The organism is Flavobacterium sp. EDS (genome assembly GCF_020991525.1).
In the GTDB taxonomy this organism is placed as follows: domain Bacteria; phylum Bacteroidota; class Bacteroidia; order Flavobacteriales; family Flavobacteriaceae; genus Flavobacterium.
This window is the reverse complement of the sequence record NZ_JAJMOZ010000007.1, coordinates 118387-142411: the sequence shown is the minus strand read 5'-3', so window position 1 is coordinate 142411 and position 24025 is coordinate 118387. Positions and strand designations below refer to the sequence as shown.

Annotated in this window: 24 protein-coding genes and 1 tRNA gene; 11 read left to right on the top strand and 14 right to left on the bottom strand. The window is 31.6% G+C overall.

The window, feature by feature from the left end; genetic code table 11:
• The first annotated feature begins 81 nt into the window (after nt 1-81).
• From LPB87_RS12005 to LPB87_RS11980, 6 genes are all read left to right on the top strand, one after another.
• Nucleotides 82-155: transfer RNA gene (locus LPB87_RS12005), tRNA-Ala, on the top strand.
• Between the two features lie 651 nt (nt 156-806).
• On the top strand, nt 807-2027 hold the full coding sequence (locus LPB87_RS12000) for a hypothetical protein (protein ID WP_129540626.1): 1221 nt from the start codon (nt 807-809) through the stop codon (nt 2025-2027).
• Between the two features lie 6 nt (nt 2028-2033).
• Nucleotides 2034-2621: a hypothetical protein gene (locus LPB87_RS11995; protein WP_230728054.1), complete on the top strand. Its 588-nt coding sequence runs from the start codon at nt 2034-2036 to the stop codon at nt 2619-2621.
• Nucleotides 2618-2818 (top strand): hypothetical protein, encoded by a 201-nt coding sequence (locus LPB87_RS11990; RefSeq protein WP_129540624.1) that lies wholly within the window; start codon nt 2618-2620, stop codon nt 2816-2818. The genes LPB87_RS11995 and LPB87_RS11990 overlap by 4 nt, the downstream gene beginning before the upstream one ends.
• A gap of 40 nt (nt 2819-2858) precedes the next feature.
• Nucleotides 2859-3545, top strand: a complete 687-nt coding sequence (locus LPB87_RS11985; protein ID WP_230728053.1) for a hypothetical protein — start codon at nt 2859-2861, stop codon at nt 3543-3545.
• A 9-nt stretch (nt 3546-3554) separates the two neighbouring features.
• On the top strand, nt 3555-4133 hold the full coding sequence (locus LPB87_RS11980) for a hypothetical protein (protein ID WP_230728052.1): 579 nt from the start codon (nt 3555-3557) through the stop codon (nt 4131-4133).
• A gap of 814 nt (nt 4134-4947) precedes the next feature.
• Here LPB87_RS11980 and LPB87_RS11975 read toward each other — a convergent pair.
• From LPB87_RS11975 to LPB87_RS11965, 3 genes are read right to left on the bottom strand one after another with little or no spacing between them, the layout of a single operon-like run.
• Complete coding sequence (locus tag LPB87_RS11975; RefSeq protein ID WP_347349641.1) at nt 4948-5907, bottom strand: lipid A deacylase LpxR family protein; 960 nt, start codon at nt 5905-5907, stop codon at nt 4948-4950.
• Nucleotides 5882-6661 (bottom strand): monofunctional biosynthetic peptidoglycan transglycosylase, encoded by a 780-nt coding sequence (gene mtgA / locus LPB87_RS11970; RefSeq protein WP_230728051.1) that lies wholly within the window; start codon nt 6659-6661, stop codon nt 5882-5884. Before mtgA ends, LPB87_RS11975 begins: the two co-directional genes overlap by 26 nt.
• Nucleotides 6661-7773: an FAD-dependent oxidoreductase gene (locus tag LPB87_RS11965; protein ID WP_230728050.1), complete on the bottom strand. Its 1113-nt coding sequence runs from the start codon at nt 7771-7773 to the stop codon at nt 6661-6663. Before LPB87_RS11965 ends, mtgA begins: the two co-directional genes overlap by 1 nt.
• A gap of 271 nt (nt 7774-8044) precedes the next feature.
• Here LPB87_RS11965 and LPB87_RS11960 point away from each other — a divergent pair, with 271 nt between their 5' ends.
• Nucleotides 8045-9946 carry a S9 family peptidase gene (locus tag LPB87_RS11960; RefSeq protein WP_230728049.1) on the top strand — a complete coding sequence of 634 codons (1902 nt, stop codon included), beginning with the start codon at nt 8045-8047 and terminating at the stop codon, nt 9944-9946.
• A gap of 210 nt (nt 9947-10156) precedes the next feature.
• A complete protein-coding gene (locus LPB87_RS11955) occupies nt 10157-12607 on the top strand; it encodes a hybrid sensor histidine kinase/response regulator (RefSeq protein ID WP_230728048.1) in 2451 nt (816 codons plus the stop codon).
• On the opposite strand, the gene LPB87_RS11950 is transcribed toward LPB87_RS11955, so the two are convergent.
• The 11 genes from LPB87_RS11950 to pdxA form a co-directional block, all read right to left on the bottom strand.
• Nucleotides 12604-13935 (bottom strand): sigma-54 dependent transcriptional regulator, encoded by a 1332-nt coding sequence (locus tag LPB87_RS11950; protein WP_230728047.1) that lies wholly within the window; start codon nt 13933-13935, stop codon nt 12604-12606. The genes LPB87_RS11955 and LPB87_RS11950 overlap by 4 nt on opposite strands.
• A gap of 123 nt (nt 13936-14058) precedes the next feature.
• Nucleotides 14059-14361: a hypothetical protein gene (locus tag LPB87_RS11945; RefSeq protein WP_230728046.1), complete on the bottom strand. Its 303-nt coding sequence runs from the start codon at nt 14359-14361 to the stop codon at nt 14059-14061.
• A gap of 44 nt (nt 14362-14405) precedes the next feature.
• Nucleotides 14406-14702: a hypothetical protein gene (locus LPB87_RS11940; protein WP_230728045.1), complete on the bottom strand. Its 297-nt coding sequence runs from the start codon at nt 14700-14702 to the stop codon at nt 14406-14408.
• 43 nt (nt 14703-14745) lie between these two features.
• Entirely contained in the window at nt 14746-15042 is a 297-nt protein-coding gene (locus LPB87_RS11935) for a hypothetical protein (protein WP_230728044.1), read from the bottom strand.
• Nucleotides 15043-15093: 51 nt separating this feature from the next.
• A complete protein-coding gene (locus LPB87_RS11930; RefSeq protein WP_129540607.1) occupies nt 15094-15390 on the bottom strand; it encodes a hypothetical protein in 297 nt (98 codons plus the stop codon).
• A gap of 256 nt (nt 15391-15646) precedes the next feature.
• Nucleotides 15647-16993 (bottom strand): acetyl-CoA carboxylase biotin carboxylase subunit, encoded by a 1347-nt coding sequence (gene accC, locus LPB87_RS11925; protein WP_129540606.1) that lies wholly within the window; start codon nt 16991-16993, stop codon nt 15647-15649.
• Nucleotides 16994-17083: 90 nt separating this feature from the next.
• A complete protein-coding gene (gene accB, locus LPB87_RS11920; protein ID WP_129540605.1) occupies nt 17084-17566 on the bottom strand; it encodes an acetyl-CoA carboxylase biotin carboxyl carrier protein in 483 nt (160 codons plus the stop codon).
• A gap of 22 nt (nt 17567-17588) precedes the next feature.
• On the bottom strand, nt 17589-18587 hold the full coding sequence (locus tag LPB87_RS11915; protein WP_129540604.1) for a beta-ketoacyl-ACP synthase III: 999 nt from the start codon (nt 18585-18587) through the stop codon (nt 17589-17591).
• 172 nt (nt 18588-18759) lie between these two features.
• Nucleotides 18760-18954, bottom strand: coding sequence for a 50S ribosomal protein L32 (rpmF, locus tag LPB87_RS11910; protein ID WP_007137315.1), 195 nt, complete (start codon nt 18952-18954; stop codon nt 18760-18762).
• A 9-nt stretch (nt 18955-18963) separates the two neighbouring features.
• Entirely contained in the window at nt 18964-19506 is a 543-nt protein-coding gene (locus tag LPB87_RS11905) for a DUF177 domain-containing protein (protein ID WP_230728043.1), read from the bottom strand.
• A 107-nt stretch (nt 19507-19613) separates the two neighbouring features.
• Nucleotides 19614-20663 carry a 4-hydroxythreonine-4-phosphate dehydrogenase PdxA gene (gene pdxA, locus LPB87_RS11900; RefSeq protein ID WP_129540602.1) on the bottom strand — a complete coding sequence of 350 codons (1050 nt, stop codon included), beginning with the start codon at nt 20661-20663 and terminating at the stop codon, nt 19614-19616.
• A gap of 58 nt (nt 20664-20721) precedes the next feature.
• Between pdxA and LPB87_RS11895 the strand changes: the two genes are divergently transcribed.
• The 3 genes from LPB87_RS11895 (at nt 20722) to LPB87_RS11885 (ending at nt 23970) form a co-directional block, all read left to right on the top strand.
• Entirely contained in the window at nt 20722-21309 is a 588-nt protein-coding gene (locus LPB87_RS11895; protein ID WP_230728042.1) for a riboflavin synthase, read from the top strand.
• A gap of 638 nt (nt 21310-21947) precedes the next feature.
• Nucleotides 21948-22679, top strand: coding sequence for a hypothetical protein (locus LPB87_RS11890; RefSeq protein ID WP_230728041.1), 732 nt, complete (start codon nt 21948-21950; stop codon nt 22677-22679).
• Between the two features lie 82 nt (nt 22680-22761).
• Entirely contained in the window at nt 22762-23970 is a 1209-nt protein-coding gene (locus LPB87_RS11885; RefSeq protein ID WP_230728040.1) for a restriction endonuclease, read from the top strand.
• The last annotated feature ends 55 nt before the right edge of the window (nt 23971-24025 follow it).

The window sequence follows — 24025 nt, the reverse complement described above, 5'->3', positions numbered from 1 at the left end:
ACGATTTTGACAACTATTTTAAGGTGATGCGTTTTGAAATTTGCTTTTTGCCAATTAAATGACTTTATTTGCTATCGTATTGGGGGATTAGCTCATTTGGCTAGAGTGCTTGCCTGGCAGGCAAGAGGTGATCGGTTCGAATCCGATATTCTCCACATAATAGAACAATAACCCTTGCAAATTAATTTTTGCAAGGGTTATTTTTTTTATAATAAAGCTATTATTCTTTCTAAATTTAATCTCATAGCTCATTAAACACAAAATAATTTATAATTTTTGCTTTTCGTAAATGCTAAATTATGCTGTTTTCTCCTCATTGCTATTTATTTTAAAATGCCCCGTAAACCCAAGAAGCCACAGCTTAAAACTTCTAACGCATTACAAAAACACCTTAAAAATAATCATAAACTTACAAATTAATATTATTTTATTTTTTTATATAAGAAAAATACACTTATATTTACTCGTAACATTTAGTTTAAAAATCAATTTTATTATACTAAATACCACAACAATAGATTTATTTATAAAGGAATAATAGCAACATATGGTTATACTAAATGGTAACGAACCAACCTGAGAAAATAGGATATAATGAAAATTTCACAAAAGAAAATCATTTGTTTTTCGAATAAAATATAACACATTTTAAATATTTCTGAATTAGTAAGTGGAAATAAAGCACGTCATTAAAATTGTTTAATAAGAGAAAACAAATGCTAAACCGTAATCCGATTTGAAATATACGATTACGGTTTTTTTTATTGCTTTTACAAATGACAATTAAATAACTAAACCAGTAAAAAATGAAAAACAAATTAAAAAGAATTGCACAAGTATTACTATGCTGTTTTCTTCTCATAGTATGGAGTTGTGAAACCGAAAAGTTAGTAACTGACGAACAAACACCTCAGGCGAAAAGTATTCTATCAGCTAAAACATGGTTTGATAAATATGAATCTAATGGTATTAATTATGAATTATTTCAGAATTTAGAATACAACTGGAGCGAGGCAAACATTACGAAATCAGAAGATGGAACAGAAACTATTATTGTCCCTGTTATTGAATTAAAAGAAGATAAAGAGGAAATTTGGTCACAGAAATTATATCTTTATAAATTAGATGAAGGTAATTTCAAAGCATTATTATTCGAGATATATCCCGATAAAGATGTTCTAGCAAGTAGTCAAACGATAGATGGGGGTGATTTCAATGGTTACATTAGCTCTTGGGATTTGAAAAATGGTTTTATAAAAGCGGCTCAATTTGAAAACAATAAAGTTGTTCTAGAAGGGAAAATATCAATACTCCCTTCCATAAATAATGAACAAGGAAAAATGATAGCCGACCCTTGTTATTATTGTCCCGATGAAGAAGAACCAACTGGTGGTAGTAGTGGTTTTCCTGGCACACCGCTTAGAGAAGTTATAATTAAATCTCCATCATCACCACCATCGTTTCCTCCTATGACCTTTATCCCGCGTGGTCCCTCATATGGTGGTGTGATTAATCCGTCTGAATATACAAATCCTCCTCGTGGCGGCGGAGGTAGTAGTGGTGGATCGAAAAGCAATAATGAAGAGGTTTATCCTGATTGTGCTAGTATCAATTTTATAAAAATGGCGGGATTGCCTTGGCAAGAAGCTGCTGTAAAAAATATTAAATTTGACATTGTAATAGTTCAGTCTTTGACTCCCTTAAGGACTAGTACCGAAACAATTATATTACCGCAATCTGTATCTTTTCAAATGCCAACAAATACAATAGTAGGAAATACAGATATTACCCCAGGAACAGCAGCTAGTGTTACTGCAAAAGCTATAGATATGGCAATGAAACAAACAAGAGATTATTATAAAGCTGTTCCAGCAACTGAATTAATGGTTACTGAATTCTTTAAGAAAGCTTTAAAAAACACTTTTGAATTAATGACTCCAGGAAGCAGACTTCAAATTAACCCAGGCAAAACCGTTACTCCAACAGAATATAAAAGCAACTGGTTTTTACCAGGTAACTGTAATTAAACACATATGCTGATAGAAATTTTAAAAAACATTTCAAATTCAAATTACCCTGATAATATTTCAGAACTTAATGAAGTAGAAAAATACAACGAAAGTTGTGAGCATAAAAATTTATGTAAAACATTAACTTTATTTGAAAATATGCATCGTAATGAAGGATATCTAAATGAATTAATAGAAGAATTTAAAGCCATAAATTTAACGATGCATTTTCATGATGCAACTCTGTTTAACTCTGGTGATAGAGCCTTTAATTTTCAACTAACTAAAATGAACGGAAGCCATCTTCATTCTATTTGTTTAAACATTAGTATCTTGTGTCCATATTTCACATATTATGTTCTTGATACATTAGTTGATTTAGAACAAGTAAAATGGATTGGAAGACCTTATAAAAATGAAGAGTTAGAAATTCTGTACGCCACAGAAATTAATAAAATCATTAAATTAGTTGAAAAAAAGCTTAGAATTACAAAATTTCCATCAGAATTACTAACTTACAAGCTCCCACAAATTAGCAAAGGATTTATTCCGTTTGGCGAGTTTACTTTTTTTAATGCATTCTTTTTGGATGAATACTATACAAGATTATGAAATACTTTATTTACGCACTTTTAATTTTAGGAATAGGATTATTGATTTATGGCTACATCTATCCAACTGAATATTGTTTGGATATCAATATTAAAGATACCTATTACGCATTTACTTATACACCAATAGCAACATTTGTTTTATTGTTTTCTTTAATCTTTTATATAGCTAGTCGTTTATATAAACTAGTTAGATGATATATCAATACTCCCTTCCATAAATAATGAACAAGGAAAAATGATAGCCGACCCTTGTTATTATTGTCCCGATGAAGAAGAACCAACTGGTGGTAGTGGTGGTTTTCCTGGCACACCGCTTAGAGAAGTTATAATTAAATCTCCATCATCACCACCATCGTTTCCTCCTATGACCTTTATCCCGCGTGGTCCCTCATATGGTGGTGTGATTAATCCGTCTGAATATACAAATCCTCCTCGTGGCGGCGGAGGTAGTAGTGGTGGGTCAACAACAAATCCTGCAGATTCTCCTCCTCCTAGTTGTGAAAGTTTTAATTTTACAGCAAAAAAAGGTGCTAATTGGCAAGAAGCATTGATTAAAAATATTAGTTTTAAAGTTGTTTTATTAACTCCACCTAACCATGTTCAGATAACACAAATTATCAATTACCCCCAGCCTATAAGTTTTGGTATGCCAATAAATTTCAACAAAGGTAATGGAGATGTAAGTTCAGGCGTTGCGGCAACAGTTTCTGCAAGAATTCTTCAGCTAGCTATGGATGAAACAATTGCTAAATTTGGTAAGACAGAAGTTTCAGAATTAACAGTTAGATTATATTTTCAAGAAAAATTAATTAAGGAATATAGGGACTATACCAATGGAGGCATAGTAAATTTTAACTCATATTCGAATCTCACAGCCACACAATATAAAACGAATCCACTAAGCTCAGGAAATTGTGATTAAATTATTTATATGATAAACGAAGTTTTAGTAAATTTGGCTTATTTATTTTATCCTAAGAATATATGTCCTTGGGATGAAAATGAAAAATACCTTCAAACTGAAGAGTATAAAAGATTGTCGACAACTATAGATTTTTTTAATTCTGATGGAAACAAGAAATTAAGAAGTAGTATTAAAGCTGAATTTGAAGAAGATTTAGTTTTAAAAGATTTTGAAGATTTCTCAAGACTAGATAATCAGGACAGATGTGTTAAGTTTTTTTTAAATGTTTTTGAAGATGGTAAATTGTTCTCCATTACATTATACTTAAGTATCCTAAGTCCTTATTATGTAATTGTTTCGATGAAGCATTCACCTAGTCCTTTTTTTTCACAATTAAAAATAAATGAACTTGAACTGGCAAATACGGACACTAGAAAATTGAAAGATTTAATCTTAGATGTAGAATCGATTGTAGAAAAGAAACTCCTATATCAAAAATTCCCACAAGAACTAATCCATTCTGTCATAGATAATATTAGTTTTCAAGGAATATATTTAGGACATTTCAAAATGTATAATGCTTTTTTTAATAATGAAAATATATGAAAACACTAAATAGAAATTATTTAATTTTTGTTACACTCTGCATTTTGTTGTTTATCTATTTTTACTTTTACCAATATTTCTATACCATTAATTTGTATGATACTTACTACCTAATAAGTTATTTCTTTTTCGTGGTTGCAGCTTTTATTATTGGGACAGTTTTTTATTTGAGGAAAATTTTAATACAAAAATTAGAAAAACGCATAGAGGAATCTCAGGAGAAACATTCTTCAAAATATTTATTGATGTTCCTTAAACCAATTTCATACCTGAAAATGAACTCAGTTACTAAATACTATTTAATTTTTGTGGTACTCTGTGTTTTATTATCTGCCTATTTTTACCTTGCTGATTATTTTTATTTAGCTAGCTATAATGGCGCTTATCATTTTGTAAGTTATTATTATTTTGTTTTACCAATTCTGATTATTGGTACTATTTTTTATTTCGTAAAAACCAGACAGACAGATTAGAAATGCTTTAAAATTATAATTCAAATTAAAAAGCAGCATTTCAATATTTTTGAATGCTGCTTTTTTCATTTTAAAGTTATTTTGACTGAAAATCGATTTTAAGGCGGTTTCTTAAGGGCTTCCTAATACACCTGCTGTGCGAAGTCTCCTGACTTCGTACTCACTCTAATTTATTTTTCTTTTACTTTCTACCAAAGCTATATTTTCCTATCGTTGTCGCTACGAATTCGGGAGACTTCGCAGAGCAAGGGACACTCGCTCTAGCCAAAGCTATATTGAATAAAAAAATTTGCGAGTTTGCGAGTTATAAAAACCTCAGAACCTTAGTAACTTAAAAAAAACTATTTCAACAAATACCCAAATCGAATAGAGCCAAAGAAATACCCCGTATTAGTATTATACGGATCTCCCTTTAATTCTTTGCCACGGTAAATAAAAGAATAAGACATATTAAAATTATTGTGGCGATATTTTAAACCAAACTCAGCATTAAAACGAAGCGGTTGTAAGTCAAAAGTTATTGGACTTGAATTGTTAAACATACTACCCTGAATTGTAGCGTCATAAAACTGGTAATTAACGCTTGGCATTGCGTAAAAGTAAAACTCTCTAATATTAAATTTCGGTACAAAACTTACTGAAGCATCGTGCAAATTAGAATCATAAATTGGGAGTAATCTCTTAAAACCAATTCGAGTTAATAATCCTGTAGAAACCCCTGTAAAAATAGTCCCAAGATTTGCTTCAGACTGAAAATGAAGATCAATAAAATCATTGTGTTTCGTTGGGAATAATTTCTTTGAATACATAACATGCGCCTGCACGGCAAAAGCATTACTAAGCTCATTTTCCCAACCATATACATTTTTATACCCTATTAAATGGTGGAAACTTTCCTGAGTTTCTTTCCCTAAAGCATTTGGTCCCATAAAACCTAACTGAAAATCTGTCTTTAAAACCGATTCGCTTTGATAAAAAAAACTTCGGCCTGCTTCTACAAAAAAATATCCTGTAAAAGGACGATCATTTTTATCAACAGCCGATTTATTAATAAATCTTGGATTATAAATATATTGTCCAAGACGAAATTCTGTAATTTTCTTGTTTATCTTTTCATTCTCATTCTTTGATAAAAAACGATAGAAAAGCTCTAAACCATTTGTATAATACATGTCATTTTTAGACGATGTATATAAATCATTATCAGTAATCAATCCAATCTCACTGGTTCTACTTTGGGCAAAAACAAAAGTGGTTGCTAAAATAAACAGAATACTAAGTCCCTTTTTTGGTACCATCATAATTAATTTTACCAACGCTACGCATTACTTTAACAATCTTATTTTTTCTTTTATTTATGTAGCTTGAAGATCCGGTTGCTTTAAATTTACGGGGATTTGGTAAGATAGCTGCAATTCCCGCAGCTTGTATAGGTGTAAGACTCTTTGCGCTCTTGCGGTACCAATGTTGCGCTGCAGCCTCGGCTCCATATACTCCATCTCCCATTTCGATACTATTAAGATACACTTCCATAATACGTTCTTTCCCCCAAACTAATTCGATCAAGACTGTAAAATAAGCTTCTAGTCCTTTACGGAAATAGCTTTTCCCTTGCCATAAAAAGACGTTTTTGGCTGTTTGTTGTGATATCGTACTTCCCCCTCTTATTCTTCTGCCACGCTCGTTACTTTTATATGCTTTTTGCAATGCCTTAAAGTCAAAACCATTGTGTTTCAAGAAAGTTCCATCTTCACTCGCAATAACTGCTTTTTGTAAATTCATGGATATATTCTCAATTGGCTCCCAATCGTGACTAAAATAATTCTCTTTTCCGTCTATTTTATTTTCAATACCACGAATTACCATTAAAGGTGTAAAAGGGACAGGGACATATTTAAAAAGCACCACAAAAAATATTGAAATCCCAAAGAACCATAAAAGGAGTTTACAAAAAAAACGAACTATTTTACTACCAAATGACCTGTTGCTTTTTTTAGAAGTTGGTTTTGCTTTACTTGTTGTTGTTTTTTTTGGTGCTGCTTTTTTAGTCGCCATTATATTAAATCTGCTAATTCTGTTCCTATTAAACTACCTATTGCTACTCCCATTCCTCCTAATCGAACGCCACAATATACGTTTTCAGAGAATTGGGTCACAATTGGGTTTTTACTATTTCCTACTCCCATTATCCCACTCCATCTGTGAGCGATATCAATTTTTTGATTTGGTAAAATTACATTTTTCAACAAATCTTCCAATTTATTTTGTATTATTTCTGTATGCCCAAATTCGGTTGTAGTTTCGGTTTCGAAATCAAGATTTCGACCACCTCCTAATAAAATTCTATCACCCACATTTCTAAAATAATAATACCCTCTATCTAAGTGAAATGCCCCTTTAATTTCTAAATCATGAATAGGTTCTGTAATAAGAACCTGTGCTCTTGCAGGCTTTACTCCTCCATCTGTAAGCTTACTAGCAAACCCATTTGTTGCGAATAGAATTTTATTTGTAGTAAAAGTAAAATCGCCTAATGCAACCTCGACATTATTCCCTTTGTCAAAATAGGACGTAACAGTTTGCTTATTCAAAATCAAAATATTAGCTTCAATTGCCTCTTTTAACAATGCTTGCATCATATTACCCGTATCTAATTGTCCTTCAAAAGGATTAAAAACCAAATACTCATGAATCCCTTTAAACTCAAAACAGTCTACTTCTTTAGCAAAAACATCTGTCTTAAAAAAAGGTTTAAGGATTTCATTCACAAAAGGTAATTTGCTGGAACATTCATTGTATCCTTTTTCATCTTCTTTCAAAAATAACTCATACCCTCCATAAGGTTTAAAATCGATTGCATGATCTCCCAATCGTTTACGTAATAACTGCAATCCTTTCCAACGTTTTTCAATAAGCTTGATTACATCTTCTTCTGTATGCGATTTTAAATCATCAACTATTTCAGATAGGCTTCCGAAACAAGCAAAACCAGCATTTTTTGTACTTGCTCCCTGAGGTAACATTCCTTTTTCGAGAATCAGAATTTTAGCTTTGGGAAATTTTTCGCGCAAGCGTAATCCTGCATGCAAGCCTACAATTCCACTACCAACAATAGTAAAATCTACATTTGTAAACCAATTTTTAAGCTCCCAATAACTTAATTCCATATTGATATTTTTTATAAAAATAGTGATTTTTTGAGTATTTACAATAGGAAGTCTTTTACTGTTTAAGCCTTTTATCCAAACATTTAGAAAACATAAAATCATATAACAAAATTGTCCAAAACAAACTCATATCACTTATTATGATTGAACTAATTATTCAAATCTTCAATTATTCTTTATCTTTTATTTTAAGAGAATACCTACTACACTATCATCAGGTTGCTGGAATAAATTTTGTACTTTTAGAACCTTAAAAATTAAGTTTAAATCTATGAAAAAAGCACTATTTACAACCTTAGTAATGATGAGTTTAAGCACCATGGCACAAAATGTAATGTCACCCGAATTATTATGGAAGTTAGGTCGAGTTACTCCACTTGGACTTTCAAAAGATGGAAAAAACGTTGTTTACAAGGTTACAACACCGTCTATTGCCGAAAATAATTCGAAATCAAAATATTATACACTACCTGTAAATGGTGGAAATGCAACCGAAGTTTCGGATATAAAAACAGTTTTAACTGATAAAAACATCTCCCCAGACGGAAAATTTTTAGTGTACAATGAAGAAGTAAAAATTGACAAAGTATTAGGGAAAGATTTTTATCCAACTCTAGAAAAATCAGATGCGCAAATTTACGATGGTTTAGACTATCGCCATTGGGACACTTGGAATGAAGGTAAATTTAATCATGTCTTTTACAAAGAGAACAAAGATGGCGCTACTGGAATTGACATTCTAAAAGGAGAAAACTTTGATAGTCCTCAAAAACCTTTTGGTGGAGATGAAGATTATATTTGGTCTCCTGATGGGAAAAGCATTTTATATGTAAGCAAGAAAAAAGTGGGAACGCAATATGCAATTTCTACTAATACTGATATTTACGAGTATAATCTTGAAACTGGTAAAACAATAAATAGAACTGAAGAGAATTTAGGTTACGACATGGCTCCAAAATTTTCACCAACAGGAAATTTAACCTGGTTGCAAATGAAACGTGATGGTTATGAAGCTGATAAAAATGATATTATTGTTGATTTTAAAGGTTTAAAAATCAACCTAACTGCTAACTGGGATGGAACAGTGAATAGTTTTATGTGGAGTAAAGACGGTAAAAAAGTATTTTTTGTAGCTCCTATTGATGGCACAAAACAACTTTTTGAAGTAAATTTCCCAGGATTAACTAAAATCGCAATTAAGGTACTTCAACTTACAAATGGTAATTACGATGTAAATGATTTAGTTGGTTTTGCAGATGACCACATTATTGTTACTAGATCAGATATGAATCATGCCAATGAAATTTTCTCTTTTAATTTAAAAAAGAATACTTGGAAGCAATTATCTAATGTAAATACTGAGGCATACGAAAAACTTACGTTAAGCAAAACTGAAAGACGTTATGTTACTACAACAGATGGTAAAAAAATGTTGGTTTGGGTAATCTTACCTCCAAATTTTGATGCTTCAAAAAAATACCCAACTCTTTTATACTGCCAAGGTGGACCACAATCTGCTTTAACACAATCGTATTCTTTCCGTTGGAATTTCTCATTAATGGCTGCTAAAGGTTATGTCGTTGTAGCCCCTAACCGCCGCGGAATGCCAGGTCACGGTGTAAAATGGAACGAACAAATTAGTAAGGATTGGGGCGGACAAGTTATGGATGATTACTTATCAGCTATTGATGATGTTGCAAAAGAAAACTATGTTGACAAAACTCGTTTAGGTTGTGTAGGCGCAAGCTATGGTGGGTATTCGGCTTTCTTCTTAGCAGGAATTCACAACAACCGTTTTAAGACTTTTATTGCTCATGATGGAGTTTTCAACACACAAAGTATGTTTGGAACTACCGAAGAAGTTTTCTTTAACAACTGGGATTTTGGTGGTCCTTACTGGGATAAAAATAATGCTGTTGCTCAAAAAGCATACACTACTTTTAACCCAATAAACTATGTTGATAAATGGAATAAACCAATCTTAATTATTCAAGGTGGAAAAGACTTCCGTGTGCCAATTGGTCAATCTCAAGAAGCATTTCAGGCTGCTCAATTACGCGGAATAAAAAGTAGATTATTGTATTTCCCTGAAGAAAATCACTGGGTTTTAAAACCACAAAACGCACAAGTTTGGCAAGGTGAATTCTTTAAATGGTTAGACGAAACACTTTAATCAAATTGCTCTTGAATTAGAGACTAATCAATCAATTAGTTTAAAATAATTTTATATAAAAGCCACAGACATTAAATAGGTATCTGTGGCTTTTTTTGTGTTTTCTAATTAAAATCATATAACATATTGATCGTGATTTATAAGCCTTAATCAGAAAATTTTAAATAAATTGCGATAATATAAAAAACAAAATCCCTACAATTATAATCTATGGAGAGTAAAAACAGTTACATTCCGCTTAAAGTTTTTATAAGTTACATTGCATTAGCTTCTCTTGTAATTAGTGTAGGATGGGTTTTATATTCTGAGAATGTTATTTATTCAAATATAGAAAGTAAAATTGCTTTTGAAAAAACTAAAATTTTAAAAGTAAGTCAGCTATTTTCAAACGTATACAAAACTGAAAGTCTGGCTCGAAAAACCATTCAATCCAATTCTGAAACCGATTTCGTGCACTATATAAAAGAATCTGATTCTTTACGAATTCGAATAGATTCTTTAAAAAAAATAGTGACTACTCAATCTCAAATTGTTTTATTGGATAGTGTCAATTATCTATTGGCTGAAAAAACTAGAAATATTCGACAATTAAAATCTATTAAAAGCAAAGCTAACGACGAAGTTACGGTAAACAATGCTATTGATGAATTAACAAAACTCGAATTTTCATTACGCAAATTACAACTTGAAGATTTTGCAAAAAACCCTGAGAAGCTTGGAACTTATCAGCGTAATGTTCTCCAGAAATATGTTGATTATCTCAATCAGAATATTCCAGATGACAGTACAAACACATTAAGTAAGAAAGCATCCGACTCTATTTTATCTACATCCAAAAAATTATTAAGTTCTGTAAAAAGAGAAACAGAAAAGAAAAAAGAATCACTTAATTATCAGGAGAACAAATTACTTAAAAATGAAATTCTGATTTCTGAACAGCTCCGAAAAGTACTTCGCATGATTGAACGGGAAATTATAATAAACTCGATTAAATATAATACTGACAAAGAAAAATCACTAAAAAAGATAAACGAAATTATAACTGGCGCGGCAATTGTTGGGTTACTCCTTACCATCTTTTTTTCAATTCTTATTGCGAGTGATTTCTCTAAGACACAACTTTATAAGAAGCAATTAGAAATTGCCAATTTTAAAACCAGGAATCTCTTAAAAAGTCGCGAACAGCTTATTTCTACAGTAAGTCATGACTTAAAAACCCCATTGAGCACAATTGTAGGCTATACTGAACTATTAGACAATTCTGACGTGAACACAAAGCAATCGTATTTCATTAAGAATATCAGAAATTCATCTCAGTACATTTCGCAATTGGTTCAGGATTTACTTGATTTTTCTCAAATTGAAGCGGGGAAAATCACAATCGAAAAAAAACCCTTCTTACTTCCTGAAATCATAACAGAAGTTGCCAAAAGTATCCAATCTGTATATATTCAGAAAGACATAGAACTTATCATTCAGGCTGACGAAAAACTAAACCAAAGAATAATTGGAGATTCATTTCGTCTCAAACAAATCTTAAGCAATATAATTGGAAATGCTTATAAATTTACCGAAAAAGGTTTTATAAAAATCAACGCTACAATTAATGACAAAGGAGATTTTGTTATTATTAAAATTGAAGATTCTGGTATCGGAATTGAGAAAAAAAATCAAAACCTAATATTCGAAGAATTTGCTCAAGCCAATGAAAATATTGAAAAAAAATATGGAGGAACTGGCTTAGGTCTCGCCATATCAAAAAAAATAGCGACTCTTTTGGGTGGTGATTTACATCTAAAAAGTGTTTTTGGAAAAGGAAGTACCTTTGAAATTCAGCTTCCACTAGTTTTCGATACCAACCCAAAACCTGAATTAGAAGAGTTAACTACAAAAGAACATAATATTCCTTTAATCTCTCCTAAAACTGCAATCGTAATAGACGACGATACTAATTTACTAGGTTTAACTTCTGAAGTTTTAAAGCAAAACAACTATACAGTTTTGGCTTTTAATAATGCAAACGACGCTTTAAAAACAATTCAGAATACTCCTTTTGACTTTATCATAACCGATATACAAATGCCAGAAATTGATGGATTTCAATTTATAGAAAAATTAAAAGAAACTACGAACTCTCAATATCAAAACCAACCAATAATTGCCTTAACAGGGAGAGAGGATCTATATTTGAAAGTTTATTTAGATGCTGGATTTACAACTGTTGTAAAAAAACCATATTTACCTAAAACATTACTAAAAACGATATTTTCGTTATTTGATAGTTCGTATAAAATTGAGTCTGAAGATAGCGAGACCAGTAACTTTGATTCAGAGAAAAAAATCTCTCTAGATTCTTTAAAATCATTTTTAGCAAATGACAAAGAGGCCCTACAAGAAGTACTTAAAACATTTATAACAACAACACAAGAAAACTTAGTCGTTTTAGAAAAAAGCATCAATAATAGAGATACGATCGAAATTAATGCTATTGCTCATCGAATATCGCCAATGTTCAAGCAAATCAATGCAATTGAAATCAGTGAAATTTTAAGTGATTTAGAACAAAATAAATATTCAGATACAGATTTAGAAATAATTTTCAATGAATTAAAAACTAAAATCAATTCATTACTTCAAACCCTTAAAAAAGAAATAAGTTAATCTATATTATATTGTTTTAACTTATTATATAAGGTTTTTCGAGTGATCTTAAGCATTTTTGCAGCTTCTGATTTATTGTTTTTAGCTTTTGAAAGTGCATGAATAATAGCTTCTTTTTCATTTTCAGACAATGAAAAATCATTTGGTACCTGCTTTTGAATCTGAAAAAACTCTAATGGCAAAACACTACTTTCTATAAAATCTCCTTGTGATAATAAGGTTGCTCTCTTAACACAATTTTGAAGTTCTCTTAAGTTTCCTGGCCATCTGTATTTTTGAAAAACAGCAACTACTTCATCCGAGAAACCAATAACATTTTTATTTAATTGCTCATTAGCTTTTTCAAGAAAGTAATCTGCAAAAATCATTAAATCCTCTTCTCTTTCAATCAATGAAGGCGAATGAATAGAAAACTCATTGATTCTATGGTATAAGTCTTCACGAAAATCTCCTTTTTGTACCGCTTCACGCAAATCTTCATTGGTTGCAGTTACAATACGAATATCTACATCAATTTCTTTATTACTACCAACTGGTTTTATCTTGCGCTCCTGTAATGCTCTTAAAAGTTGAATCTGATTTTCATAAGAAAGATTTCCAATTTCATCTAAAAAAATAGTTCCTCCATTAGCTGCTTCAAAGTAACCTATTTTATCGGTGATAGCTCCTGTAAAAGAACCTTTTAAATGTCCAAAAAATTCACTCGCTGCTAATTCTTTAGGTATTGCACCACAATCTACCGCAATAAAATTATTTCCTTTTCTAGGACTTTGTTCGTGAATACTTTTAGCAATTATTTCTTTTCCAGTACCGCTTTCTCCAATTATCAAAACCGACATATTAGTTGGGCTAACCAATTTAATATGCTCTGCTAACTTCTTCGAAGCTTTAGAAATTCCTTTTACAAACTCAAATTCGTTTGACTTTTTTGGACTTTTTACTTTCTGTTCTTTTTCAGGAACTATATCAGAATTTTGTAATGCATTAGAGATTACTAACAAAACTTCCTCTGGGTTAAATGGTTTCGAAATATAATCTGCTGCACCATTTTTTATAGCTTTAACAGCTGTATTTACATCAGAGTAACCTGTCATTAAGATCACAGGAATTTCAGGGTAGATCTTTTTAAATTCAGCCATTAATCCAATCCCGTCTGAATCTGGAAGTCTCAAATCGGTGATAATAAGATCAAAAGATTCATTCTTAATTATATTCCGTGCTTCGGTTGCAGAAAAAGCAGTCACGACAGTGTATGCTTTTTTTGTTAGAAATCTATCTAATAACTTACAAAACGAAATATCATCTTCTATTAATAAAATCTTTGGCATTAGTGTCTGAACTTTTCATGCTAAAATAAGACTAAAATAATTGTATTCTCATAAAATTATGCAAAAAAAAAGAGATTGCAGATGCAATCTCTTTCCAAAAAAACCTAAACTAATCTACCTAAATTATATTTTTATCCAATTGCCATTGACATCTGCATACACAGTAGCCTTTTGGTCACCAACTGAAATTTCTAATTTATATTCTTTCTTTTCATTTACATATGCTTTATCAAGTTTCACATCCGGATAAGCCTTCTGTAAAGCTGTTTTTACAGCTACTGGCACTGCATCTGCACTAACTTCATTGTAGCTGTCTTGCACTTGCACAATTACAACTTCATTAACTGGCTCTGTAATTGTTCTAGTTGCTGCATAAATTGACAAACTCCCTAAAACAATTGCTGCGGATAAGATTACTTTTTTCATAATGATATGTATGTTTAAATTTAACTTATTTGGTTTGTGATCAATTATTTTTTGATCAGATTCCCTAATGCGTCAGAGAAAATAGTATATTTTTTATCGCCATGAACGATTTCTAATTTGTATACATTTTTTTCGTTTTTATAAGCCTTTTCGAGTTTTGCATCTGGAAAAGATTTCTCAAGAGTAGATTTTACTTCCGCAGGAAGTGCATCTGCACTAATCTCTACGTACTCATCCTGAATACTAACTATTTTTACAGTTGATGCTGCAATTGCTACAGTCGTCGCATTAGCCGAGAAGCCTCCTAATATAATTGCTGCTGATAAGATTATCTTTTTCATGATACTAAATTTAATGATTATAAACTTCTAAATCGAATTTCGATTATTTTTTAATCCAATTTCCTGTTGCATCTGCAAAAAGATTTCCGACTTTATCCCCTACAGTTACATCTAACTTATACTCTTTATTTGCATTTACATATGCTTTATTAAGTACTGCATCTGGATATGCTTTTTTCAATGCTGCCGGAATTGCTGCTGGTAATTCTTCAATTTTAATTTCAGTGTATTCTTCCTGAACTGATGTAGTTTTAACATCTACAACTGAAGTTGGTAAAGTTGTTGCGAATGAAGATAAACTTCCTAATACGATTGCTGCTGATAAGATTAACTTTTTCATAATGATATATTTTTATATGTTTTTTAATTTATTTTGATTTTCTAAATTGAATTATTTTTTAATCCAGTTTCCTGTTGCATCTGCAAAAAGACTTCCCACTTTATCTCCTACAGTTACATCTAACTTATACTCTTTATTTGCATTTACATATGCTTTATTAAGTACTGCATCTGGATATGCTTTTTTCAATGCTGCTGGAATTGCTGCTGGTAATTCTTCGATTTTAATTTCAGTATATTCTTCTTGAACTGATGTAGTTTTAACATCTATAACTGAAGTTGGTAAAGCTGTTGCAAATGAAGACAAACTTCCTAATACGATTGCGGCTGATAAGATTAACTTTTTCATAATAATAGATTTTAAATTATTTGTATTGTTTTTACACTTCAGATAAAGAAATTATTATGCCGCAAAAACAAAAAACACTTCAATACGCTAATTATCAACAACTTAAATAAAAACACATAAAGTCGTTAATAATCAAAAAGTGTGTAAAATGGATAAAAAGTGTGTAAAAAATACACATAAATTGATTTCTAAAATCATATAAACAAAAAAAAGCCTCACATTCCTGTGAGGCTTTTGAATACTATATGGTAATAATCTATTCCAATTCTTTCATTTTAAATGTATCCATAAAAGCAGTCGTATAATCTCCTGCAATATAACGTGGATCATCCATTAATTGTCTGTGAAAAGGAATTGTTGTTTTAACTCCTTCAATTACAAATTCATCCAAAGCTCTTCTCATCTTGCTAATTGCTTCTTCACGAGATTGTGCAGTAGTAATTAATTTAGCAATCATCGAATCATAATTTGGCGGAATACTATAACCAGAATACACATGCGTATCTAAACGTACACCGTGACCTCCTGGCATATGAAGTGTTGTAATTTTTCCTGGTGAAGGGCGAAAATCATTATATGGATCTTCAGCATTAATACGACACTCTATAGCGTGTAATTCTGGTAAATAATTTTTTCCAGAAATTGGAATTCCAGCAGCAACCATAATTTGCTCACGGATCAAGTCATAATCAATAACTTGCTCTGTAATAGGGTGCTCTACTTGAATACGTGTATTCATTTCCATGAAATAGAAATTTCTGTGTTTATCAACAAGAAACTCTACTGTTCCAGCTCCTTCATACTTAATAAATTCAGCAGCCTTAACAGCAGCTTCACCCATTTTAGTACGCAATTCATCTGTCATGAATGGCGAAGGAGTTTCTTCAGTTAATTTTTGGTGACGACGTTGTACAGAGCAATCTCTTTCTGAAAGATGACATGCTTTACCATATGAATCTCCAACAATTTGAATTTCGATATGACGAGGCTCTTCAATTAATTTCTCTAAATACATTCCGTCATTACCAAAAGCAGCTAATGATTCCTGACGTGCACTATCCCAAGCTTTCTGAAGATCTTCAGCTTTCCAAACAGCTCTCATTCCTTTTCCTCCACCACCAGCAGTAGCTTTAAGCATTACTGGGTAGCCAAATTCTTCGGCTAATTTCTGTGTTTGTTCGAATGATTCTAACAATCCATCTGAACCTGGTACACAAGGAACTCCTGCTTCTTTCATAGTAGCTTTAGCAGAAGCTTTATCACCCATTCTATCAATCATTTCAGGAGCAGCACCAATAAATTTGATTCCATGTTCCTGACATATTTTAGAAAACTTTGAATTCTCTGAAAGAAATCCGTATCCCGGATGTATCGCATCTGCATTAGTAATTTCAGCAGCAGCAATAATATTTGACATTTTCAAATACGATAAGTTACTCGGAGGAGGACCTATACAAACCGCTTCATCTGCAAATTTCACATGTAGGCTTTCAGCATCTGCTGTAGAGTAAACTGCAACAGTCTTAATCCCCATTTCCTTACATGTACGAATCACACGAAGTGCAATTTCCCCTCTATTCGCAATTAATATTTTTTTAAACATCTTTTTAAAAATTAGATAATTAGATTAATTAGATCGTAAGATTATTAGCTTATAGAAAACTTCTAAAAGCTAAAATCTAAATCTAATTTTTTATGATGGATCTACTAAAAACAATGGTTGATCAAACTCAACTGGAGACATATCATCTACTAAAATCTTAACAATTTTACCAGAAACTTCAGATTCAATTTCATTAAATAATTTCATTGCTTCAATAACACAAAGAACATCTCCTTTTGCAATTGTTGAACCTACTTCAGCAAATGCTGGTTTGTCTGGTGATGGTTTTCTATAAAAAGTTCCAATAATTGGTGATTTTATAGTAATCAAATTAGAATTTTCTGCTGCAGCTGGAGCTTCTGTAGTTGTTACTACTGGAGCAGCTTGCTGAGGCACTACAGCTTGCGGCAATGTTGCTTGAGCTGGCAATTGTTGAACATACGTGGTTTCAGTTACATTACCTTCTAAAGTTGTTCTAATGGTGATTTTAACATCATCCATCTCCAACTTTACTTCAGCAACTCCCGAATTTGCTACAAATTTGATTAGGTTTTGAATTTCTTTTAAATCCATAATATTCGTTTTTAGTTTAAATTTATTTTTTATCGTAAGCCCATTTTAAGTAAATAGATCCCCAAGTGAATCCACCTCCAAAAGCGGCAAAAATAATGTTATCTCCTTTTTTGAATAAATGCTCAAAATCGCTAAGTACCAAAGGTAATGTAGCCGATGTTGTATTACCATATTTTTCAATATTCATTAATACTTTTGAGTCTTCTAAATCCATTCTGCTTGCAGTAGCATCAATGATACGTTTGTTTGCCTGATGCGGAACCAACCAATTTACATCTTGATTTGTTAAATTATTTCTCTTAAGAATTAATTCACTTGCATCAGCCATATTGGTAACAGCATATTTAAAAACAGTTTTCCCGTCTTGTATAATATTGTGTCTGTTTTCTTGAACTGTTTCTAAAGTAGTAGGAATCAAAGATCCTCCTGCTGGTATTTTCAAGAAATCACGACCAACTCCGTCACTTCTCAAATATTCATCTTGCAATCCTAAACCTTCATAATTAGGTTCAAACAATACTGCTCCTGCGCCATCTCCAAAAATAATACAAGTAGATCTGTCTGTATAATCTACTATAGAAGACATTTTATCTGCTCCTATTAGTAATACTTTTTTGTATCTTCCTGACTGAATATACGCTGCTGCTGTAGACATTCCGTAAAGGAAGCTAGAACAAGCTGCTTGTAAATCGTATGCAAAAGCATTTGTTGCACCAATTTCTGTTGCAACGAAAACTCCTGTAGAAGCTACTGGCATATCTGCTGTAGCTGTTGCCATTATTATCATATCAATCTCCAAAGGATCAATATTAGCTTTGGCTATTAAATCTTGTGCTGCTTTTATAGCAAGGAATGAGGTTCCTTTATCAGTATCTTTAAGAATTCTTCTTTCTTTTATTCCGGTGCGGGTAGTAATCCATTCATCATTGGTATCTACCATAGTTTCTAAGACTTTGTTTGAAAGTACAAAGTCTGGAACATAAGCTCCAACAGCGGTTATTGCGGCTGTGATTGTATTCATTATATTCAATTATTTCCTTCCAAATACTGGTATTTGAAAAATTTTTAAAAGACTTGAAAATTACAAAAAAAATTCTAAACGTATTGTCTTAATTTTCTTAAATAACGAAAATTATAACCAACAAAAAAAACTCTCACATAGTGAGAGTTCTAATATCATTTACAAAAATGTATTAAGCAACAGCTACAGATTTATCTATAACAACTTGCCCTCTGTAGTACATTTTCCCTTCATGCCAGTAAGCTCTGTGGTATAAATGTGCTTCTCCAGTGATAGGACATGTAGCGATTTGAGCTACAGTAGCTTTATAATGTGTTCTTCTCTTATCTCTTCTTGTTTTCGAGATTTTTCTCTTAGGATGTGCCATTTTACTATATTATTTATCCGTTAATAGTTTCTTTAATTTGTCCCAACGAGGGTCAATATCTTCTTCTTTTGTACTCTCTTCTTTTTGTTCTTTTATAGTTAGCTCATTCAGCTTATCTAAAGCTTCAGTTTTTAAACTTCCATCTTTAATTCCTGGATGAATCCTTTTTAGAGGTACCGAAAGCGCAATCATTTCATAGATATATTGTGCAATATCTATTTCAAATTCGCCATAAGGCAGAATAAGCAGTTCTTCATTGTCATTATTAAAAGCTTCTCCAAAACGAACTATCAACTTCATATTACCTTTTAAAGGCAAATCAAAATCTTCGCTTGTTAAGTCACATGGTACATTTACAGTCCCTTTGTGCTTGAAACCCAACTCTAACATGTTGCTTTTCTTCTCTAAAACTACATTTACTTTGATATCCGAATTTTGAAATTCCTCATAATCAAAGCTTTCAAAGAACACATTACTTATTTGATACTCAAAATGGTGTTTACCTAACTTTAATCCTACAAATGGAATTAAATATTCTTTTGTCTTGCTCATTTCAACATCATTTTTCCAAATTCATATTCTGAGTCACAGAACTCTGAATCGGGGTGCAAAGATATAAAATTATTGTAAAACTAATAATCTTATTCACCTTTTTTTGTTTATAACTGTTTTTCTTTTATTTTAAGAGGTTTTTTACTAATCTCCTCATATTGATTACGTGAGCGAAATATGTCTATTGCTAAATAAACAGCCTCTTTAAATGAATTGTAATCTGCAATATCTTTTCCTGCAATATCATATGCTGTACCGTGATCTGGCGAAGTTCTTACCTTGCTTAAACCCGCAGTATAATTAACTCCTTTACCAAACGATAATGTTTTAAAAGGTATCAATCCTTGATCGTGATAAGTTGCTACAATAGCATCATATTTTTCATACTGACTACTTCCAAAAAAACCATCTGCAGGAAAAGGCCCAAAAACTAATGTTCCTTTATCAAATATTTTCTTTAGTGCTGGTTTTAAAATCGCATCATCTTCTTTACCAATTACGCCACCATCTCCACAATGTGGATTCAGTCCTAAAACTGCAATTTTAGGTTTATTGATACTAAAATCACGAATTAATGATTCTTTAATCGTTTGAATTTTTCTCTCGATCAATTCTTCAGTAAGATGCGACGCTACTTCGCTTAACGGAATATGATCTGTTAGTAAACCTACTCTTAAATTATCTTGAACCATCATCATTAAAGCATTGCCTTCCAATTCTTGATCCAAATAATCAGTATGTCCCGGAAATTTAAATGTTTCTGATTGGATATTATACTTATTAATAGGCGCAGTTACCAAAACATCTACAATTCCTTCTTTTAAAGCCTTTGTTGCAGCTACAAAAGATTTTATTGCATATTCCCCTACTTTATCATCATTAGTCCCCAGATTAATATCAATCCCTTCTCTCCAAAGATTAAAAACATTAATTTTTCCTGGTAAAATCTGATCTAACTTATCAATTCCATGCAACATTACCGTTGATGTGAAATTCTTTTTTATAAACGACAGTATTTTTACATTTGCAAAAATAACTGGGGTACATAGTTCTAGCATTCGAGAATCTTCGAATGTTTTAAGAACAACTTCGCTTCCAATACCGTTTAAATCTCCTATTGAAATTCCGACGATTATATTTTCTGCATTTTTTATCATGACCACAGGTTATTTATTACTAATTTTGATGTGCAAATTTAGTAAAATAAAATAAGAAATGTTTACAGGAATCATAGAAACCCTTGGCAATGTAGTCGAAATAAGAAAAGACAGAGATAATCTACACATAACTGTAGATTCTTCTATTACAAATGAACTTAAAATTGATCAAAGTATCTCTCACAACGGCATTTGCTTAACAGTTGTAAATATACAAGACTCCCTTTACACCGTTACAGCTATAGCTGAAACCATACAAAAAACAAATATCGGCGATTGGAAAATTGGCGACATCATCAACCTTGAAAGAGGTATGAAGTTAGGCGACCGCCTTGATGGCCATATTGTGCAAGGTCACGTAGACCAAACAGGAAACTGTATTGCCATAGAAGAAGCCAACGGTAGCTGGAACTATACTTTCGAATATGACGAAAAACTAAACAATATTACCATCGAAAAAGGATCAATTACTGCAAACGGAGTTAGCTTGACAGTTGTTAATTCTAAAAAAAATCAGTTTAGTGTATCAATAATCCCATACACATTTGAAAATACCAATTTTAAAGATTTCAAAGTTGAAACCAAGATAAATTTAGAGTTTGATGTAATTGGTAAATACGTATCAAGATTATACCAAAATAACTAAATACGAAACAGTGTTAAAACAAGAAAACTCCAGTTTATGCTGGAGTTTTTTGTTTTAACCTATGTTTATATATTATATAAATTCCAAATAATAATGCCATGATAAGCAATACCATGAGATTTTCATCAATTGGCACGCGATCACCAGGCGGCGGAGGCGGAGGCCTTCGTGGAGCCGGAGGGGGCGTATTCGCAAGACCATAAACCGGACCTAGCAAAACCAGTACAATTACTAAAAACTTTTGTAGGTTGATCTTCATAATAAATTTTAACTATTTAATACTGGGGACTATAAAACGGAAAATTTATCTATAACAAATGTAACCTTTTTTAAATAAAGCAACAACACCTATAATAAAAAAAAGCTTACAAAAAAAACCATCAAAAAAACTTCAAACCACTATAAATCAGCTGTAAATAACTTTATACCCATCAGCCTTTATAGATAATTTACAATCAAAAAATAGGTGTTTATTTTCACCTCTATGCAAAAAGATGTATATTGTTATGAATTCTAAGCAATCAATAACACAAGAATATATTTTCTACTGAATCAAAATCTATTTGGCGGTTCCTAACTCTAGCAAAGACGAATCTCTAGATAAATCATACAGCTACCTATACCTAACATAAAAGATAATGAAACTTATTAAAGATAATAATAATTACCATACTTCTTCAAAAAAGGAATTTGAAGGCAGTAATATATCAATATCTTCAGTAACAAAAGCTTTTGAATTTGCTTATGAAATGGCTTTCGGCTTAGGATATCATCGAGAACACAGATCTGGAGGGATATTAAACCGAAACAAAACAGAGATATTCCAGAATACTTTTCAAGGAAAAATAGCTGAAATTATAGTTTACGAAAATTTAAAAAATGCTGGCATCCCTGTTGAAGAACCCGATTTTAGCATTAGCGGTAAGGAAATTTGGGATGACACAGATTTAAAATCGAATGAAAAATCTATTTGCATAAAATCAGCTGCATTTTTTTCGAATCTTTTACTTCTAGAAACAAAAGATTGGGACAACCAAGGAAGATACTTACCAAATATCAATAACAAAGAAGCAACATCTACTCATGATTACTTTGTGTTAGTAAGAATAAAACCCAATATAAAATCGATGCTAAATGCTCTACCAATTGTTAAAGAATTATACCTAAAAGAAATACAATCCTTTCAGTGGCTATATGATATACCTGGATGTTGTAGTATAAAAACCATTCAGCACATAATCAACAACCAATATATCCTTCCTCAAAATTCTATTTTAAATAAAAAAACAAAGATGGATGCTGAAAATTACTATATTCAAACAGGGAATTTACGAGCAATAGAAGTCCTACATTCCTCTTTAAAGGAATAACAAACCCTTTTCTTTAATTTTTTTGACCAATCTCATACTCAGAAAAACCTCAAAGAGAAACTTTACTTTCAAAACTAAATAAATGTTATTTTTAAAAACACAATCTGAACAAAATATTAAAAAATATACCAACTCATTAAAAGCTATTGGTGCATTTTCTAATTTATTTAGCTCCTCCGAAAAGCCATTTATTCAATACCGGGTAGCCGAAAATGCATTTTGCGAAGCCTTTACTGCCGAGAATTTAGCCAGAGCTGATGTTGCCTATGATGCAATTATAAATGGATGTGGAATCGGTATTAAAACATTCATCTTATCTGGGAATTCTAAAATAGAAAAAGTTGCCGAATTTAATTCACTTAGCACCGAATTAAGACTTTTAAAAGGAATGGACTTAGCAAACAAGCTAGCCGACTGTAGAAATGAAAGAATCAAATTTGCCGACAGATCCTACAAAACAACTAACAGGATTTATCACATAATAGGCAGAGACAAACTTGAATTAAAAATTTTCGAGACCCCTTATGACCTAATAGACAAAGCATCAATAGAAATAATTGCAGAGAACAAAACTTCTTTAAAATTTAAAGATTCATTAAACGAATACAATTTCAACATATCTAAAAGTGTTTTAATGAAGCGCTTTGTCGTCCCTAAAGAGCACATTAAAATTGACATTGAAATACTTAAAGACCCCATTAGTGTATTACTAGATCTAGTGAAGCCTGACTCACAAATGAACACTAAATTCATCAACAAAAATGAAATAAGCAGCTCTATTGGTCAACTTACACAGGATGAACTTATACCATTTAAAGACTATGTAATACTACCTCTATATTCTCCCAATGCAAAAAAACTCTCAAAAGAGCCTATTGTTCCGCTAAAAAGTCAGCTGAATCAATGGAATGCAGGAGGAAGAACCAGAGATTTTGGAGAAGTATATATATCCATACCAGCAGAGACCAGAAACAACGCTCCTGATTTTTTCCCAAATAAAGATTCTGTTTTTAATTTAAAAATTCCAAACGGAAATGTTTTTTCTGCAAAAGTTTGCCAACAAGATAGTAAAGCGTTAATGACAAACCCAAACAATGCCATGTCTAACTGGATTTTAAGAGAAATTTTTGCCTTAGCCGAAGGGGAAATTCTAACCTACGACAAGCTCAAGGAAATTGGATATGACAGTGTAAAAATTACAAAATCAAGTAGCGATGAATACTTCATTGATTTTACCCCTTTAGACGAATACGAAAAATTCATGGAAAAAAGCAAAGAAGATCTAGCTTAAAAAAACCTCCAAAAACAACTCGCCCATTCTCTAAAATCCAAACAAAACAATAGCG